Origin of the sequence: Micromonospora sp. NPDC023633, from assembly GCF_040640035.1 — a bacterium.
Taxonomy (GTDB): Bacteria; Actinomycetota; Actinomycetes; order Mycobacteriales; family Micromonosporaceae; genus Micromonospora.
This window is the reverse complement of sequence record NZ_JBFABB010000022.1, coordinates 40,839-56,013: the sequence shown is the minus strand read 5'-3', so window position 1 is coordinate 56,013 and position 15,175 is coordinate 40,839. Positions and strand designations below refer to the sequence as shown.

The 15,175-nt window shown below is 74.2% G+C and carries 18 protein-coding genes; 8 read left to right on the top strand and 10 right to left on the bottom strand.

The annotated features are described in order from the left end of the window. Positions 1-81: 81 nt before the first annotated feature. Together AB0G13_RS09835 and AB0G13_RS09830 are read left to right on the top strand one after the other, a co-directional pair. Positions 82-747, top strand: coding sequence for a TrkA family potassium uptake protein (locus AB0G13_RS09835; RefSeq protein ID WP_357871507.1), 666 nt, complete (start codon positions 82-84; stop codon positions 745-747). Between the two features lie 2 nt (positions 748-749). After that, positions 750-1,439, top strand: a complete 690-nt coding sequence (locus tag AB0G13_RS09830; RefSeq protein WP_357871504.1) for a TrkA family potassium uptake protein — start codon at positions 750-752, stop codon at positions 1,437-1,439. 10 nt (positions 1,440-1,449) lie between these two features. Here AB0G13_RS09830 and AB0G13_RS09825 read toward each other — a convergent pair whose 3' ends face one another. From AB0G13_RS09825 to dut, 4 genes are all read right to left on the bottom strand, one after another. After that, positions 1,450-2,133 carry a DUF3159 domain-containing protein gene (locus AB0G13_RS09825; RefSeq protein WP_357871502.1) on the bottom strand — a complete coding sequence of 228 codons (684 nt, stop codon included), beginning with the start codon at positions 2,131-2,133 and terminating at the stop codon, positions 1,450-1,452. 31 nt (positions 2,134-2,164) lie between these two features. Next, positions 2,165-2,545 (bottom strand): OB-fold nucleic acid binding domain-containing protein, encoded by a 381-nt coding sequence (locus AB0G13_RS09820; protein ID WP_357871499.1) that lies wholly within the window; start codon positions 2,543-2,545, stop codon positions 2,165-2,167. A 122-nt stretch (positions 2,546-2,667) separates the two neighbouring features. Beyond that, a complete protein-coding gene (locus AB0G13_RS09815) occupies positions 2,668-3,336 on the bottom strand; it encodes a DUF3710 domain-containing protein (protein WP_357871496.1) in 669 nt (222 codons plus the stop codon). A gap of 25 nt (positions 3,337-3,361) precedes the next feature. Continuing rightward, on the bottom strand, positions 3,362-3,952 hold the full coding sequence (gene dut / locus AB0G13_RS09810) for a dUTP diphosphatase (protein WP_357871493.1): 591 nt from the start codon (positions 3,950-3,952) through the stop codon (positions 3,362-3,364). Positions 3,953-4,037: 85 nt separating this feature from the next. Between dut and AB0G13_RS09805 the strand changes: the two genes are divergently transcribed. Then, positions 4,038-4,544, top strand: a complete 507-nt coding sequence (locus AB0G13_RS09805; protein ID WP_357871490.1) for a DUF3093 domain-containing protein — start codon at positions 4,038-4,040, stop codon at positions 4,542-4,544. Between the two features lie 163 nt (positions 4,545-4,707). Here AB0G13_RS09805 and AB0G13_RS09800 read toward each other — a convergent pair whose 3' ends face one another. Both AB0G13_RS09800 and AB0G13_RS09795 read right to left on the bottom strand, forming a co-directional pair. Next, the gene (locus AB0G13_RS09800; RefSeq protein ID WP_357871487.1) at positions 4,708-5,577 is read right to left on the bottom strand and encodes a hypothetical protein; all 870 of its coding nucleotides are present in this window, start codon (positions 5,575-5,577) and stop codon (positions 4,708-4,710) included. A 139-nt stretch (positions 5,578-5,716) separates the two neighbouring features. Next, positions 5,717-6,013 carry a DUF4193 domain-containing protein gene (locus tag AB0G13_RS09795; protein ID WP_007075406.1) on the bottom strand — a complete coding sequence of 99 codons (297 nt, stop codon included), beginning with the start codon at positions 6,011-6,013 and terminating at the stop codon, positions 5,717-5,719. Positions 6,014-6,448: 435 nt separating this feature from the next. Between AB0G13_RS09795 and AB0G13_RS09790 the strand changes: the two genes are divergently transcribed. Next, positions 6,449-6,964: a LytR C-terminal domain-containing protein gene (locus AB0G13_RS09790; protein ID WP_357871539.1), complete on the top strand. Its 516-nt coding sequence runs from the start codon at positions 6,449-6,451 to the stop codon at positions 6,962-6,964. Positions 6,965-7,042: 78 nt separating this feature from the next. Here the strand turns inward: AB0G13_RS09790 and AB0G13_RS09785 are convergent, their stop codons facing one another. Beyond that, positions 7,043-7,858, bottom strand: a complete 816-nt coding sequence (locus tag AB0G13_RS09785) for an inositol monophosphatase family protein (RefSeq protein WP_357871484.1) — start codon at positions 7,856-7,858, stop codon at positions 7,043-7,045. 287 nt (positions 7,859-8,145) lie between these two features. On the opposite strand from AB0G13_RS09785, the gene AB0G13_RS09780 reads away from it, so the two are divergent. Next, positions 8,146-9,756, top strand: coding sequence for an RNA polymerase sigma factor (locus AB0G13_RS09780; protein ID WP_357871482.1), 1,611 nt, complete (start codon positions 8,146-8,148; stop codon positions 9,754-9,756). A gap of 244 nt (positions 9,757-10,000) precedes the next feature. Then, a complete protein-coding gene (locus tag AB0G13_RS09775) occupies positions 10,001-10,234 on the top strand; it encodes a hypothetical protein (protein ID WP_074474066.1) in 234 nt (77 codons plus the stop codon). Between the two features lie 212 nt (positions 10,235-10,446). On the opposite strand, the gene AB0G13_RS09770 is transcribed toward AB0G13_RS09775, so the two are convergent. From AB0G13_RS09770 to AB0G13_RS09760, 3 genes are all read right to left on the bottom strand, one after another. After that, positions 10,447-12,177 (bottom strand): DEAD/DEAH box helicase, encoded by a 1,731-nt coding sequence (locus AB0G13_RS09770; protein ID WP_357871479.1) that lies wholly within the window; start codon positions 12,175-12,177, stop codon positions 10,447-10,449. Positions 12,178-12,345: 168 nt separating this feature from the next. Next, on the bottom strand, positions 12,346-12,996 hold the full coding sequence (locus tag AB0G13_RS09765) for a TRIC cation channel family protein (protein ID WP_357871476.1): 651 nt from the start codon (positions 12,994-12,996) through the stop codon (positions 12,346-12,348). 40 nt (positions 12,997-13,036) lie between these two features. After that, a complete protein-coding gene (locus AB0G13_RS09760) occupies positions 13,037-13,255 on the bottom strand; it encodes a DUF3039 domain-containing protein (protein ID WP_089001394.1) in 219 nt (72 codons plus the stop codon). An 87-nt stretch (positions 13,256-13,342) separates the two neighbouring features. Here AB0G13_RS09760 and AB0G13_RS09755 point away from each other — a divergent pair, with 87 nt between their 5' ends. Together AB0G13_RS09755 and AB0G13_RS09750 are read left to right on the top strand one after the other, a co-directional pair. Next, positions 13,343-14,272, top strand: coding sequence for a pseudouridine-5'-phosphate glycosidase (locus tag AB0G13_RS09755; protein ID WP_357871473.1), 930 nt, complete (start codon positions 13,343-13,345; stop codon positions 14,270-14,272). After that, positions 14,269-15,159 carry a PfkB family carbohydrate kinase gene (locus AB0G13_RS09750; RefSeq protein ID WP_357871470.1) on the top strand — a complete coding sequence of 297 codons (891 nt, stop codon included), beginning with the start codon at positions 14,269-14,271 and terminating at the stop codon, positions 15,157-15,159. The genes AB0G13_RS09755 and AB0G13_RS09750 overlap by 4 nt, the downstream gene beginning before the upstream one ends. Positions 15,160-15,175: the final 16 nt, after the last annotated feature.

Here is a 15,175-nt window from a genome sequence, read left to right as displayed (position 1 = left end):
CCGCGTCCACGCCCGGAACGTGGCAGGCTCGCAGACGGCACGCTCACCGGCCGGGCGTTGCGCACCTTGAGGAGGGACGCGGTGCATGTCGTGATCATGGGTTGTGGCCGCGTCGGCTCGACCCTCGCCTACAGCCTGGAGTCCCGGGGGCACTCGGTCGCCGTCATCGACCAGGACGCCGACGCCTTCCGGCGGCTCGGCCCCGACTTCGCCGGGATCACCGTCACCGGCGCCGGCTTCGACGGCGAGGTGCTCCGGCAGGCCGGCATCGAGCGGGCGGACGCCTTCGCGGCCGTGTCCAGCGGCGACAACTCGAACATCATCTCGGCCCGGCTCGCCCGGGAGACGTTCGGCGTGTCCCGGGTGGCGGCGCGGATCTACGACCAGCGCCGCGCGCAGGTCTACGAGCGGCTCGGCATCCCCACCGTGGCCACCGTCCGGTGGACCGCCGACCGGATGCTGCGGCACCTGGTGCCGGAGGGGAACGTGGAGATCTTCCGGGACCCGACGAGCACGGTGTCGATCGTCGAGGTGCCGGTGCACAAGGACTGGGTCGGCCGGCCGGTGCGCGTCCTGGAGGAGGCGACCGGGGCCCGGGTGGCGTACCTGATCCGCTTCGGCATCGGCACCCTGCCGACCCCGTCCAGCGTCGTCCAGGAGGGCGACCAGCTTTTCATGCTGGTCACAGACGACATGGCGGCTACGGTCACGTCGGTGGCGGGGACGCCGCCGGAAGGAGGGCTGTGAGCATGCGTATCGCCATCGCCGGCGCGGGCAACGTGGGCCGCTCGATCGCCCAGGAGCTGATCGACAACGGCCACCAGGTGATGCTCATCGAACGCCAGCCCCGGATGCTGCGCCCCGACCGGGTGCCGGCGGCCGACTGGGTGCTGGCCGACGCGTGCGAGCTGGCCAGCCTGGAGGAGGCCAACATCGCCGGTTGCGACGTGGTGGTCGCGGCCACCGGGGACGACAAGGTCAACCTGGTGGTCTCGTTGCTGGCCAAGACCGAGTTCGCGGTGCCCCGGGTGGTGGCCCGGGTGAACCGGGCCGAGAACGAGTGGCTCTTCACCGAGCAGTGGGGCGTCGACGTCGCGGTGAGCAAGCCGCGGGTGATGGCCGCGCTGGTCGAGGAGGCGGTCACCGTCGGCGACCTGGTCCGGCTGATGACCTTCCGGCAGGGCGAGGCGAACCTGGTGGAGATCACCCTGCCGCCGACCGCCCCGTACGTCGGGGAGCCGCTGCGCGCGGTCCCGCTGCCCCGCGACTCCGCGCTGGTGGCGATCCTGCGCGGCAAGCGGGTGCTGGTGCCCACCCCGGACGACCCGCTCGAGGCGGGCGACGAGCTGATCTTCGTGTGCACCGCGGAGGTCGAGGACGCGGTCCGCGCGGTGGTGCTCGGGGCGGACAGCGTCGAACGCACCCGCGAGCGGCGCTGAGGCCGGCGGCTCAGCCGCCGGGCAGCCCCTCGGGCTCCGCTTCCCGGGTCACCCGCCGCACCGTCCAGACCGTGATCAGCAGCAGCAGCACGTACGGCGGGTAACCCAGCACCAGCCGCGCCACGCCGAGCGCCGTGTCCTGGTGGGCGAGGTAGAGCCCGGCCTGCACGCCCACCTTGGCCAGCCACACCACGCCCCAGAGCACGGTGAGCCCGGTGAAGGTCCGCACCAGGCGCGGGTCGTCGCGCCACTCCGCGCGGCCCTTCGCCACCAGCACCGACCAGATCCACCCCACCAGCGGCTGCCGGACGGCCGCCGAGACCAGCAGGGCCAGCCCGTAGCCGATGCCGTAGAGGATGCCGGGGAGGTAGAAGTCGCGTTCGTCGCCGGTGCGCCAGGCGATCGCGGCGCCGACGGCGATGCCGAAGAGCCCGTTGACCGCGTGCCGGACCGGTCGGCGCTGCGCCAGCCGGAGCCCGGCGATCACGAGCGCCACCGCCACCGAGGCGATCACGGCGGGCCGCAGCTCGCCGATGATGTTGGCCAGCACGAAGACGACCACGGGGATGCTGGACTCGACCAGGCCGCGCCAGCCGCCGAGCTGGTCGGCCATCTGCTCGGCGAGGGTCGGCAGCCGTTCCTCGTCCTGCGGGTCGCTCTCCGGCTGTGCCGCCCGGTGCTGTCCCGTCGTCATCGCACGCCTTCCGTCCGCCGCGGCCACCGGGTCACTTCGGCGGTTCCAGCTCGTAGTACGGGTTGTAGATCACCTTGCGGTCGTCGCGCACGGCCACCCGCCCGCGCGCGGTCAGGTGCCGGCCGGGCTCGATCCCGGCGATGTGCCGCCGACCCAGCCAGACCAGGGTGACCACGTCGCTGCCGTCGTAGAGGTCCGCCTCCAGGGTGGGCAGGTTGGTCCGCGGGGTGTAGACGACCGTGCGCAGCCGACCGGCCACCGAGACCACCTGGCCCCGCATGCACTGCCCGGCCGGGACACCACCGTGCTCGGCGCTCTCCCGGCGCAGCTCCTGCGCCTCGATCTCCGCCTCGCTCGCGGTGAGCCGTCGCAGCATGCGGCGCAGCGAACCCCGGCTCTCGTCGGTCGACATGACCTCCGCGTCACCCTCTCCACGCTGGCCGACACGACGCCGGCACCCGGGCCCCGGCGGCGCCGGAACCGTCCCGCCAGCGTACGCCGACGGGGCCGGTCCCGGCGCGTCGTGACGGACGGTCAGGCCTCGCGGGGCGCGGGCGCGGGGTTGCCGTCGGCCGGTGCTCCCTCGACCGCCTGGTCGGCCACCTCGCGGGGCAGCCGCAGCGGCAGCGGCTCGCGCACCGGCTTGGCCTCCTGGCCCCGGTCGACCACCAGGCCGTCGAGGCACTCGGCGAGCGGGCCGGCGGCGGCCGGGTTGGTGGCCACCTCGCCCTGGTAGACGCCGCGGACCATCCAGCGTGGCCCGTCGATGCCGACGAACCGCAGGTCGGTCAGCCCGTCCGGGGTACGCACCCGGGCGTGCAGCTCGGTGCCGTACTCGCCCTGGACCTCCTGGGCCGCCGCGCCGTCGTTGAACAGCGACTGGCGGATCTCCTCGCGCACCTCGTCCCAGATGCCCTCGGAGCGCGGCGCGGCGAAGACGCCGAGCTGGAGCGCGTTCGGGCCGTGCACGAGCACGACCTGCTGGATCACGCCCTCCGGGTCGGCCTGCACCCGCACCTCGACGTCGCGCACCGCCGGGATGTGCAGGCTGCCCAGGTCGAGCCGCTGCACCCCCTCGGGCGCCTCCGAGATGTCGTACGGGCCGCGGGCCGGGGCCGACTCCTCGTGGGAGTCGAGGACCTCGGTCGTCCGCTCGTCACGGGCGTGCCGTCCGGCACTGTCCCGCTTCCGGGAGAAGATCACTGCGCCAACCCTCCGCTGTTCGCACTCACCCTGCCACCTCTTCCGTCCGGCCGCCTGCCCGGTCCCGCTCTTCCCGTCGCGCGTCCGGCACGTCCGGCGCCCGCCGGCCGTCCGGGGCCGCGTCCTGCCCGCCGCCCGCCCCGACGGTCGCGGGGGACGGCACCAGGCCGGCGTGGCCGCCCGTGGAGCCGTGCCCGCCGGTCCCGCGCCGGGACACGGCCAGCTCGGCCGCCGGCTGGAAGTCCGCCCGCGCCACCCGCTGCACGACGAGCTGCGCGATCCGGTCACCGCGGGAGATCTTCGCCGGTGTGTCCCGATCATGGTTGATCAGGTTGACCAGGATCTCACCCCGGTAGCCGGCGTCGACCGTACCGGGCGCGTTGAGCACCGTCACGCCGAGTCTGGCCGCAAGCCCCGAACGGGGGTGGACGAGGCCCACGTACCCCTCGGGCAACGCGATCGCCACGCCGGTCGGGACCAGGGCCCGGCCGCCGGGTGGCAGCTCGACGTCCGCCGCCGCCACCAGGTCTGCCCCGGCATCGCCGGGATGTGCGTACGCCGGCAGCGGCAGCTCGGGATCGAGCTGCCGTACGGGCACGGGTACGACGTCGGTCACGGTTCCCCTCTTCCGTCCGTCCTGCTGGGGTGACCCTGCCATCCTGCCGGTTCCGCCGGGCGTCGTGCGCCGTACCCTCGGAGGAGTGAGCCGGTCACCATCCTCGCCGTCCCCGGCGCCGCCCGCCGCGGCGCCCTCCCAGCACGCCGAGCGGCTCGGTCTGCCGTGGTGGTTGTGGCTCGGCGGGCTGGCCGCGGCCGCGTTGCTCGCCGTGGAGGTCTGGATGGGCGCGCCCGGCGTCCGCGCCTGGCTGCCGTTCGTGGTGCTGCTGCCGGCGACCGTCGCCGGCCTGGCCTGGCTCGGCCGGATCCGGATCGCGGTACGCGACGGCGAGCTGCGGGTGGACGACGCCCGGCTGCCGGTCCGGTTCGTCGCGGACGTCGTCCCGCTGGACGCCGCCGGCCGGCGTGAGGTGCTCGGGGTCGGCGCCGACCCGCTGGCGTTCGTGGTGCAGCGGCCGTGGATCCCCGGCGCCGTCCAGGTGGTCCTCGACGACCCCGCCGACCCCACCCCGTTCTGGGTGGTCAGCACCCGCCGCCCGGTCGAGCTGGCCGAGGCGCTGCTCGCCGCCCGCGACGCCGCCCGCCCCTGAGTCGTCCGGCACCCTCCGCGCCGTCCCCCTGCCCCGCTCGGCCGCCGTGCCGCTGCCTTGCTCGGCCGCCGTCTGCCTGAGCCGCCCTGCCGCGCTCAGCCGCCGTCCGTCTGCCCGGCCGCCGTCCGGCGCCCGGTCCCGTCCCGCACCCGGTGCCGGCCGCTCAGCGGGCGCCGGGGAGGGCCGGCGGGGTGCCCGGCAGGGCCGTGGTGCGGCGGCGCAGATCGCTGCGGAGCTGGTCCGCCATCGTCCGGGTGGCCCGGCGGTTGAGGTAGCTGGCGACCGCCGCCCCGGTGAGGAAGGGGCCGAGGGTGGTCAGGTTGCGGCCGAAGCGCCTGAGCAGGGTGTCCCGCAGCTCCTTGCGCGCGGCGGTGCCCAGCACGGCGCCCACCCCGACACCCGGCATCATCGGGTTGATCCCCCGCTGGCCGGCCCAGGACTGCACCAGCGCGACCGCCCGCTGGGTGCCGCCGCTCGGCACCGGGACCCCGTAGACCTCGTGCAGCTCGCCGATCAGCTTCAGCTCGACGGCCACCACGGCGACCGTCTCGGCGGCCAGCAGCACCGGCGCGGAGAGCAGGGCCGGAGCGACCGTCCACTCGACCGCCGCCACTCCCCCGCCGGCGGCGCCGATCCCGGCCGTCGTCCGCGCGGCGTTGCGCACCAGCCGATCGGCCAGCGCCTCGCCGTCCAGGCCGTCGAAGTGCCGGCGCAGGGTGGCCAGGTCGCGCACGGGCACGTGCGGGGCGATCTCGGCGACCGTGTCGACCATCCAGCGCACCGCGCTCTTCGGTTTGAACAGGTCGGCCAGCCCGCGCGCGCGGGCCTGCCCGACGAGCCGGCCGAGCAGCTGCCGCCGGCGGGCCGGCTCGATGTCGTCGGCGGTCAACGCCGCGACGGTGGCACCCAGCTCGTCCGCCCCGCGCGCGGGCACGGCGTCGGCGTGGTCGTCCCGCGCGGCGTGGTCGCCCACACCGTCGGCCCGGGTCGTGTCCGCGCCACGCGTGCCGCCGGACTCGCTCCGCTCGCTCATGGTCCGACCTCCCGAATGGACCGACGTCGACATGACGGTCTCCCGTCAACGAGTCAAGCAGGTCCCCCGGAGTACCGCACGGCGACTCGGGCAGCGGCGGCCCCGACGAGGGAGCCGCCGCTGGTGCGGACGAACGGTGTCAGACGCACTCGCGGCAGATGAGCTCGCCGTTGCGCTCGACCGCCAACTGGCTGCGGTGGTGCACGAGGAAACAGCGGGCGCACCGGAACTCGTCCTGCTGCATCGGCAGCACCTTGACCGTGAGTTCCTCGTCCGCCAGGTCGGCGCCGGGCAGCTCGAAGCTCTCGGCCACCTCGGCCTCGTCGACGTCCACGGCGCCCGACTGTGAGTCGACGCGTCGGGCCTTGAGCTCTTCCAGGCTGTCCTCGCCGAGGTCGACCTCGTCGCGACGCGGGGCGTCGTAGTCGGTGGCCATCGGTTTCACTCTCCCATATCGATGTTGTCGCTTCCGGTTGTAACGCCGGACGACGCTGTTTCGGTTCCGCTGGCCGGCCACCACTTGTGTCGGTCACCCGACCCGAAGACAGCACGGACGGAGGCACCCCCAAGGAACGGCCGGCGAGGCGCGGAACCATACCCCCCCTCTGGGCGAGGCATGTATACCGCCCTCGTGGCTGAGATGTACGCCCCCGCACGCGAAGTTGTTCCCAATGTGACTCAGGCGACACGAAGATAGGGGTAGTACTACCCGGTTCCGGGATGGCGCGCCGGCATGTCCGGCTGTTTCCACGCGACGGCCGGACAACCGTTAACCTCAGCGGCGTACTCGACGGCCGGCGGGGCGGCCCGACCACCGGCGGCCGCCACCACCCACCACTGTCCGGGGAGCACCCTGATGAGCTTTGCGCGAGTGCGAGCACTCGTTGTCGTCGGCCTGCTGGCGGTGCTGGCCCTCGTCTTCGTGGTCGTCGCGCTGGTCCGCGACACCCAGAGCAGCGCCGGCCTCGCCGGAGGTTGCCCGGAGGGCTGGCCGCTGGCCGACGTGACCCTGCGGGAACCCAAGGACGTCAAGATCAACGTTTACAACGCGACCGATGAACCGGGTCGAGCCACCACCGTCGCGGACGACTTCCGCAACCGCAAGTTCCAGGTCAAGAAGGTCGGCAACGAGAAGAAGCAGATCGACGACATCGCGGTCCTGCGCTACGGCCCGAAGGGAGTCGGCTCGGCGCACCTGCTGCGGGCGTACTTCCTGAACAACGCCGAGTACGACTACGACGCCAAGCGCACCGACGACGTCGTCGACGTGGTGCTCGGCGGCGGCTTCCAGCAGCTCGCCACCACCACCGAGGTCAACCAGTCCCTGGGCGACCTCGGCCCGCCGGTCGCGCCGGAGGAGTCCTGCCCGATGCCCCAGGACGACTGACCGCGTCGTGCCCCGGTCCCGCCGGGGCCGCACGACCGCGCCGCGCCCCCGGTCGTGCGGGGGCGCGGCGTCGGCCGGTCAGGGACCGCCCGAGGCGTCCAGGTCGGCGAGGCGGTCGTGCAGCGGCTTGAACAGCGCCGCCGGCGCGGCGATCACCAGGTCCGGGCCGGCCGGCAGCCCGCCCAGCCCGGCGACCAGCAGTCCCGCCTCGGTCGCCACCAGGGCGCCGGCCGCCTGGTCCCAGGCGGCGAGCCCCTTCTCGTAGTAGGCGTCCACCCGCCCCTCCGCCGCCAGGCAGAGGTCCAGCGCGGCGGCGCCGAACCGGCGGATGTCCCGGATGTGCGGGATCAGCTCGGCGATCACCCGGGCCTGGTGCGCCCGGCGCGCCGGGTCGTAGCCGAACCCCGTGGCGACCAGCGCCTGGCCGAGGTCGGTCTCGGTGGAGCAGCGCAGCCGCTCGCCGTCGCGCCACGCGCCCCCGCCGACGGTGGCCGTCCACTCCTCGCCGGTGCTGACGTTGCGCACCACCCCGGCGACCACCTCGCCGTCGACCTCGGCGGCGAGCGACACCGCGCAGTGCGGGATCCCGTAGAGGTAGTTGACCGTGCCGTCGATGGGGTCCACGATCCAGCGGACCCCGCCGGGGCCGACCGGGCCGGTCTCCCCCGCGCCGTACTCCTCGCCGAGGACGGCGTCGCCCGGCCGCAGCCGGCGCAGCGCGTCGATCACCTGCCGCTCCACCGCCCGGTCGGCGGCGGTCACCACGTCGGTGACCGTGCTCTTGGTCGCGGCCACCGACACGCCCTCGACCCGCATCCGGTGCGCGGTCGCGGCCGCGTCCCGGGCCACGTCGACCGCGATCTCCAGCAGTTCCGACGGCGCCGAGCGATCCATCGTTCGTCCCCTTCCCGCACGCCCGGGGTGTTCCGGGTCACGCGCGGTACCATCCTTACAAAGTCCACATCTGCGTCGAATCGGCGGTCCCCGCCGCCGGTCCGCCGTGCGGCGACGGATGATCGCCGCAGACGGCGTTACAATTCACCCCTGCCCACGCTGCGACGGACCGCCACGACCGGCCGGCCCGGGACACGGGGGTCCCTCAACCACATCGCCCGGCAAGGTGCCCCGCTCTGCGTCGGACGACCCGGCCGTGCTCGCTCTTCGCCTCCGGAAGGTCATTCGTGACAGAACCCCGCCAGACCGGCGCCGACGTTCGCTCGCTCACCGACACTCTGATCGCCCACGCGCAGAGCGCCGGCGGTCAGCTCACGTCGGCTCAGCTCGCGCGCACCGTCGAGTCCGCCGAGGTGACTCCGGCCCAGGCCAAGAAGATCCTCCGGGCGCTCTCCGAGGCGGGAGTGACCGTGGTGGTGGACGGCTCGGCGAGCACCCGCCGCCGCGTCGCCGCCGCCCGGTCGGCCACCCCGGCGTCCCGGGCCACCACCGCCAAGACCACCAAGAAGGCCGTCGCGCCCGCCCCGAAGCAGGCGCCCGCCGCCGACGAGGCCACGGCGCCCGCCCCGCGCAAGGCCGCCCCCCGCAAGGCCGCCGGCACCACCGCCGAGGTGGCCGCCAAGGCCGCCGCGCCCGCGAAGGCCACCAAGTCGACCCGGGCCACCAGGGCGACGGTCGCGGCGGCCGGCGCCAAGCCGGCCAAGGCCGGCGGCAAGGCCAAGGGCGAGGGCGCCGAGGGCGACATCGACCCGGAGGAGCTCGCCGCCGAGATCGAGGACGTGGTCGTCGAGGAGCCGGCGGAGCTGACCCGGGCCGCCGAGACCGACGCCGCCAACTCGGCCAGCGACAACGACTTCGAGTGGGACGACGAGGAGTCCGAGGCGCTCAAGCAGGCGCGCCGCGACGCCGAGCTGACCGCCTCCGCCGACTCGGTCCGGGCCTACCTCAAGCAGATCGGCAAGGTCCCGCTGCTCAACGCCGAGCAGGAGGTGGAGCTGGCCAAGCGGATCGAGGCCGGGCTCTACGCCGCGGAGCGGTTGCGCGCGGCCGAGGAGGGCGAGGAGAAGCTCACCCGCGACATGCAGCGGGACCTGGGCTGGATCTCGCGGGACGGCGAGCGCGCCAAGAACCACCTGCTGGAGGCCAACCTCCGGCTGGTCGTCTCGCTGGCCAAGCGCTACACCGGCCGCGGCATGGCCTTCCTCGACCTGATCCAGGAGGGCAACCTCGGCCTGATCCGCGCGGTCGAGAAGTTCGACTACACCAAGGGCTACAAGTTCTCCACGTACGCCACCTGGTGGATCCGGCAGGCGATCACCCGGGCGATGGCCGACCAGGCCCGCACCATCCGCATCCCGGTGCACATGGTCGAGGTCATCAACAAGCTCGGCCGCATCCAGCGCGAGCTGCTCCAGGACCTGGGCCGCGAGCCCACGCCGGAGGAGCTCGCCAAGGAGATGGACATCACACCCGAGAAGGTGCTGGAGATCCAGCAGTACGCCCGGGAGCCCATCTCGCTGGACCAGACCATCGGCGACGAGGGCGACAGCCAGCTCGGCGACTTCATCGAGGACTCGGAGGCCGTGGTCGCGGTCGACGCGGTCTCGTTCTCGCTCCTGCAGGACCAGCTCCAGCAGGTGCTGCAGACGTTGTCCGAGCGTGAGGCGGGCGTGGTACGCCTGCGCTTCGGCCTGACCGACGGCCAGCCGCGCACGCTGGACGAGATCGGGCAGGTCTACGGGGTGACCCGGGAGCGCATCCGGCAGATCGAGTCCAAGACGATGTCCAAGCTGCGTCACCCGTCGCGTTCGCAGGTGCTCCGGGACTACCTGGACTGATCGCGATCGTCAACCGAACGTGTCGTTTTGACCACCTGGCGTGCAACGTCGGAAGGTGATCGTCCGGTTGCACGATTGTGATCGTTGACGTGGCACCCTTGGTGCACGGCACACTGTCCCTGCCATGTGTGACCTCGGTCCCCCGCGGGCACACAGGGAAGGCAGCGCCGGGACAGGGTGTTGCACGATAGGTGAGCAACGACCGAAGAGATTGTTCATCGGTGACGACCAGAGGAGGAAGGCGATGACCCCGACCCTCACGCCGCCGCCCGAGACGGTGGCTCCCCCAGCCGCCGATGAACGGTGCGACCGCTGCAATGCTGCCGGCAAGCTCCGGATCACTCTGGCGGGTGGGAGCGAGCTGGTGTTCTGTGGGCACCACGCGAACAAGTACGCGGAGGATCTCGTGAAGATCACCGTGCGGTTCGCGACGGACCCGGAGTTCAGCTGGCGTGGCGCCGATCTGATGGCGAACTGAGAGACCGCAACCCACGACATAGCCGGCCGGAGGCCCCCTGAGGGGGCCTCCGGCCGGCTTTTCGTGTCCACCCGCCCAGCCCCCGCCACGCCCGCCCGAGGGGGGCACGGGCGGAACGGATCGCGCGGTCCCGCCACGGGCGGCCACGCACCCCCGGCCGCGACGCACCGGCCGGGTCGCCCGCCGCGACCGGCCGTCGACCGGCTCGCCCGTCAGAGGGTCTGGACGGTGGCGATGCGTTCCTCGAGCTGCTCGATGGTGGCCTGCGCGCTCGGCGGCCCGCCGCAGAGGCGGCGCAGCTCCGCGTGGATCTTCCCGTGCGGCTGCCCCGTGCGGTGGTGCCGGGCGGCCACGAGGGCGTTCAGTTGGCGGCGTAGGGCGACGCGACGCTGGGCGGCACTCATTGGTACCGGCGGGGCCGTGGGCGCCTCAGCGGCCGCCTCAGCGGGCCTGGCGGCCCGGCGGCGCTGGGCCGCGAGCTGCTCCTGCTGCCGCTTGGTCAGCAGCAGGGCCACCTGGTCGGCGGTGAGCAGCCCGGGCAGGCCCAGGTACTCCTCCTCCTCGGGCGTCCCGGCCTGCGCGGCGGTGCCGAACGAGGCGCCGTCGAAGATCACCTGGTCCAGCTCGGCCGTCGCGGAGAGCGCGGCGAACCGCTTCTCCAGCTCGCCGCTGGCCTGGTCGGCGCGCTGGGCGCGCTCCAGCAGGTCGTCGTCGAAGCCCTCGCGGTCCTTGGGCTTGCCGAGCACGTGGTCCCGCTCGGCCTCCATCTCGCTGGCCAGCCCGAGCAGGTGCGGCACGCTGGGCAGGAAGACCGACGCGGTCTCGCCGGGGCGGCGGGCGCGGACGAACCGGCCGATCGCCTGCGCGAAGTAGAGCGGGGTGCTGGCGCTGGTCGCGTACACGCCGACGGCCAGCCGGGGGATGTCGACGCCCTCGGAGACCATCCGGACCGCCACCAGCCAACGCTGCTCGGACGCCGCGAACGTGGCGATCCGCGCCGAGGCGCCCACGTCGTCGGAGAGCACCACCGCCGCGCGCTCGCCGGTCACCTGCGCGATGAGCTTCGCGTACGAGCGGGCGGCCTGCTGGTCGCTGGCGATGATCAGCCCGCCGGCGTCGGGCATCCCCGCGTTGCGCAGCACGGTCAGCCGGGCGTCGGCGGCCCGCAGCACCTGGGGCATCCAGTCGCCCGCCGGGTCCAGCGCGGTACGCCACGCCTGCGCGACGAGGTCCTGGGTCATCGGCTCGCCGAGCCGCGCCGCCAGTTCCTCCCCCGCGTTGGTGCGCCACCGGGTCTCCCCCGAGTACGCCAGGAAGAGCACCGGCCGGACGACGCCGTCGCGCAGCGCGTCAGCGTAGCCGTAGACCGAGTCGGCGCGGGAGCGCAGCAGGCCGTCCCCGCCCCGCTCGTAGCTGACGAACGGGATCGGGTTGTCGTCGGAGCGGAACGGGGTCCCGGTGAGCATCAACCGGCGCTCGGCGCCCTCGAAGGCGGCCTTCACCCCGTCGCCCCAGGAGCGGCTGTCGCCCGCGTGGTGGATCTCGTCGAGGACGACCAGGGTGCGCCGGGTGAGGGTGCGCCGCTTGTGCACGTGGGGCGCCATGCCCACCTGCGCGTACGTCACGACGGCCCCGTGGAAGTCGGCGGAGGAGTGCAGGTCGGCGTTGCGGAACGCGGCGTCGAGCTGGATGCCGACCCGGGCCGCCGCCTGCGCCCACTGGGTCTTCAGGTGCTCGGTCGGGGCCACCACGGTCACCGCCTCGACGGTGCCGTCGGCGAGCAGCTCGGCGGCGATCCGCAGGGCGAAGGTGGTCTTTCCGGCGCCCGGGGTGGCGACCGCCGTGAAGTCGGGGTCCCGCCGGCGCAGGTACTCCACGAGTGCCTTGCGCTGCCACGCGCGCAGTGCCGGAAACGTCTCGATCGCCGGCAACCGGGCCGCCACGGGAAGCTCCTCTCCGACCGCCTGACGGCGGACCCCGGGCGAGGGCCACGGGTACCGCCGCCCATGAAAACGCCTCCGCGCAGATGGTGCCGCGAAGGCCGACTCAGCATAACCAGCACGGGCCGCCGGACCCAGCCGACGCCACGCTGGTCACATCCGCCACCCGGGTCAGGGGTGGCTGCCGCGGGTTCCCGTACGCGAGGGACGCAGGGTGGCCACCGGCGCCGACCAGCGCCGCCGCAGCGCCACCAGGCGGAGCAGGAAGACCACCGCGGCCGCCGCGGTCAGCCAGCCGGCGTTGGCGTGCCCGAGGGCGTCCAGCAGCGCCACGAGGATCGAGCCGGCGAGCGCGGCCACGGCGTAGATCTCCCGCCGCAGCACCACCGGGATCTCGGCGGTGAGCAGGTCCCGCCCGAGACCGCCGCCGATCGCGGTGAGCATGCCGATCACGCAGGCGCCCACCGGCGGCACCTGGGCGTCGAGGGCCTTGACCGTGCCGGTGACGGTGAACAGCCCCAGCCCGGCCGCGTCCAGCACCAGCACGGTGGTGCGCAGCCGGGCGAACTGGGGATGCAGCCAGAAGACGGCGGCGGCGGTGACGGCGGCCGTGGCGGCGTACCGCCAGTCGCCGAAGGCCAGCGGCGGCGCCTCGTCGATCGCCAGGTCCCGGAAGATCCCGCCGCCGAGCGCGGCCACGAAGCCGACGAAGACGACGCCGAAGAGGTCGAGCCGTTTGGCCACCGCCGCGGAGGCCCCGGAGGCGGCGAAGACCGCCACTCCGGTGAGGTCGGCGAGGAGCAGGGCGGTGGAGGTGGTCACCGGCGAAGGTTACGTGCGCGACCGGGGAGGCCGCACACGGTCACTCGCCCCAGGAGTCGTAGATCTCCTTGCACTTGGGGCAGACCGGCGAGCCGGGCTTGGCGGCCTTGGTGACCGGGAAGGTCTCCCCGCACAGCGCGACGACGAAGGTGCCCATGACGGCACTCTCGGCGATCTTCTCCTTACGCACGTAGTGGAACATCTCGGGACCGGTGTCGGCGTCCTTCAGCTCCGGACGCTCGAGAACCTCTGTGCTCACTTCTGCACCTCCGACCGTCAAGTCTGGCAGGTCACCCCCGGCCCGGTCCACTGCAGGTAGCCCGGACGGGGGCCGTACGGTGGTGACGTGACCGACTTTCACATCCGCTACGGCAGCGAGGTTGCCGACGCCCTGCGCGACGGGCGTCCCGTCGTCGCCCTGGAGAGCACCATCGTCTCGCACGGCCTTCCCCGGCCGGACAACCTCCGGGTGGCCCGCGAGATCGAGCAGGCCGTCCGCGACGCGGGTGCGGTCCCGGCGACCATCGGCATGGTCGGCGGGCGGCTCGTGGTGGGCCTGGACGACGCGGAGCTGACCCGGCTCGCCACCGTCGACGGGGTCGCCAAGCTCTCCGTACGCGATCTCGCCATCGCCGCCGCGACCGGCGCGGACGGCGCCACGACCGTGGCCGCGACCAGCGCGGTGGCCGCCGCCGCCGGGATCGGGGTGTTCGCCACCGGCGGCCTCGGCGGGGTGCACCGGGAGGCGGCGCAGACCTTCGACGAGTCGGCCGACCTGGGCACCCTGGCCCGGACGCCGATCGCGGTGGTCTGCGCCGGGGTCAAGTCGATCCTCGACGTGGGCGCCACCCTGGAGCGGCTGGAGACCCTCGGCGTCGGCGTGGTCGGCTTCCGGACCCGGCGCTTCCCCGGCTTCTTCATCACCGACGGCGGCTTCGACCTGGACTGGTCGCTGGACTCGGCCGGGCAGGTCGCGGACGTGCTGGCGGCCCGGGAGCAGCACCGCGTGCACCACGGCGGCCTGATCGTGGCGAACCCGCTGCCGACCGACGAGCAGCTCGACCCGGAGCTGCACGACCGGACCCTCGCCGACGGGCTGGCCCTGCTGGAGCGCGACGGGGTGACCGGCAAGGCCGTGACGCCCTACCTGCTCGCGCACTTCCACTCGGCGACCGAGGGGGCGAGCCTGGCGGTGAACGTCCGGATCATCCTGCGCAACGCCGACCTCGCCGCCCGGATCGCCGTCGCCGCGGCCGCCCGCCGCGCCGGGGCATGACCGCAGGCCGCGTCCTCGTCGTCGGTGACCTGATCACCGACGTGGTAGCGGTGCTGGCCGGGCCGATGGCCACCGGATCGGACACGCCGGCGGCGATCCGGTTCAGCGGCGGCGGGCAGGCCGCCAACACGGCGGCCTGGCTCGCCGCCCAGGGCGTACCGGTCACGCTGGTCGGTGCCGTCGGCGACGACGACGCCGGGCGGGACCGGGTGGCCGAGCTGGAACGCGCCGGGGTCGACTGCGCGACGACCGTGTGCCCCGACCGCGCCACGGGGACGGTCATCGTGCTGGCCACGGCCGGGGAGCGGTCGATGATCACGGAGCGCGGCGCAAACCTGCGGCTGGCCCCGGCCGACGTCGACGCGGCGCTGGCCGCGTCGCCGGAGGCGCGGCACCTGCACCTGTCCGGGTACACCCTGCTGGACGCCGAGTCGCGACCGGCGGGGCTGCGCGCGCTGGCCGCCGCCCGCGAGCGCGGGCTCACCACCAGCGTCGACGCGGCCTCCGCGGCCCCGCTGCGGCGGGTCGGCGCGGCGGCCTTCCTGTCCTGGGTACGCGGGGTCGACCTGCTCCTGGTCAACGCCGACGAGGCGACGGTGCTGGCCGGTGGGATGGACCCGGCGGCGCAGGGGCGGGCGCTGTCGGCCTCCGCCCGGCGGGTCGTCGTCAAGCAGGGCGCGGCCGGGGCGGTCTGGGTGGACCGGGACTCCTCGGCCACCGTGGCGCCGGCGCGCCGGGTGGCGGTGGTCGACGTCACCGGGGCCGGGGACGCGTTCGCGGCCGGGCTGCTGGCCGCCTGGCTCGACGGCGCGGAGCCGGCGGTGGCGCTGGGCCGCGCCGGCGACCTCGGCGCCCTCGCCGTCTCCCAGGTGGGCGCCCGCCCCTGACCCCCTCTCGGGTGGG

Bases quoted from the DNA above. Each gene is read 5' to 3' on its own strand.
- AB0G13_RS09785 (WP_357871484.1), bottom strand. From the start codon at position 7,858: ATGGATCGCTCGGCGCCGTCGGAACTGCTGGAGATCGCGGTCGACGTG.
- AB0G13_RS09775 (WP_074474066.1), top strand. From the start codon at position 10,001: ATGACCCCGACCCTCACGCCGCCGCCCGAGACGGTGGCTCCCCCAGCC.
- AB0G13_RS09750 (WP_357871470.1), top strand. From the start codon at position 14,269: ATGACCGCAGGCCGCGTCCTCGTCGTCGGTGACCTGATCACCGACGTG.
- AB0G13_RS09795 (WP_007075406.1), bottom strand. From the start codon at position 6,013: ATGGCCACCGACTACGACGCCCCGCGTCGCGACGAGGTCGACCTCGGC.
- AB0G13_RS09800 (WP_357871487.1), bottom strand. From the start codon at position 5,577: ATGAGCGAGCGGAGCGAGTCCGGCGGCACGCGTGGCGCGGACACGACC.
- AB0G13_RS09820 (WP_357871499.1), bottom strand. From the start codon at position 2,545: ATGTCGACCGACGAGAGCCGGGGTTCGCTGCGCCGCATGCTGCGACGG.
- AB0G13_RS09830 (WP_357871504.1), top strand. From the start codon at position 750: ATGCGTATCGCCATCGCCGGCGCGGGCAACGTGGGCCGCTCGATCGCC.
- AB0G13_RS09825 (WP_357871502.1), bottom strand. From the start codon at position 2,133: ATGACGACGGGACAGCACCGGGCGGCACAGCCGGAGAGCGACCCGCAG.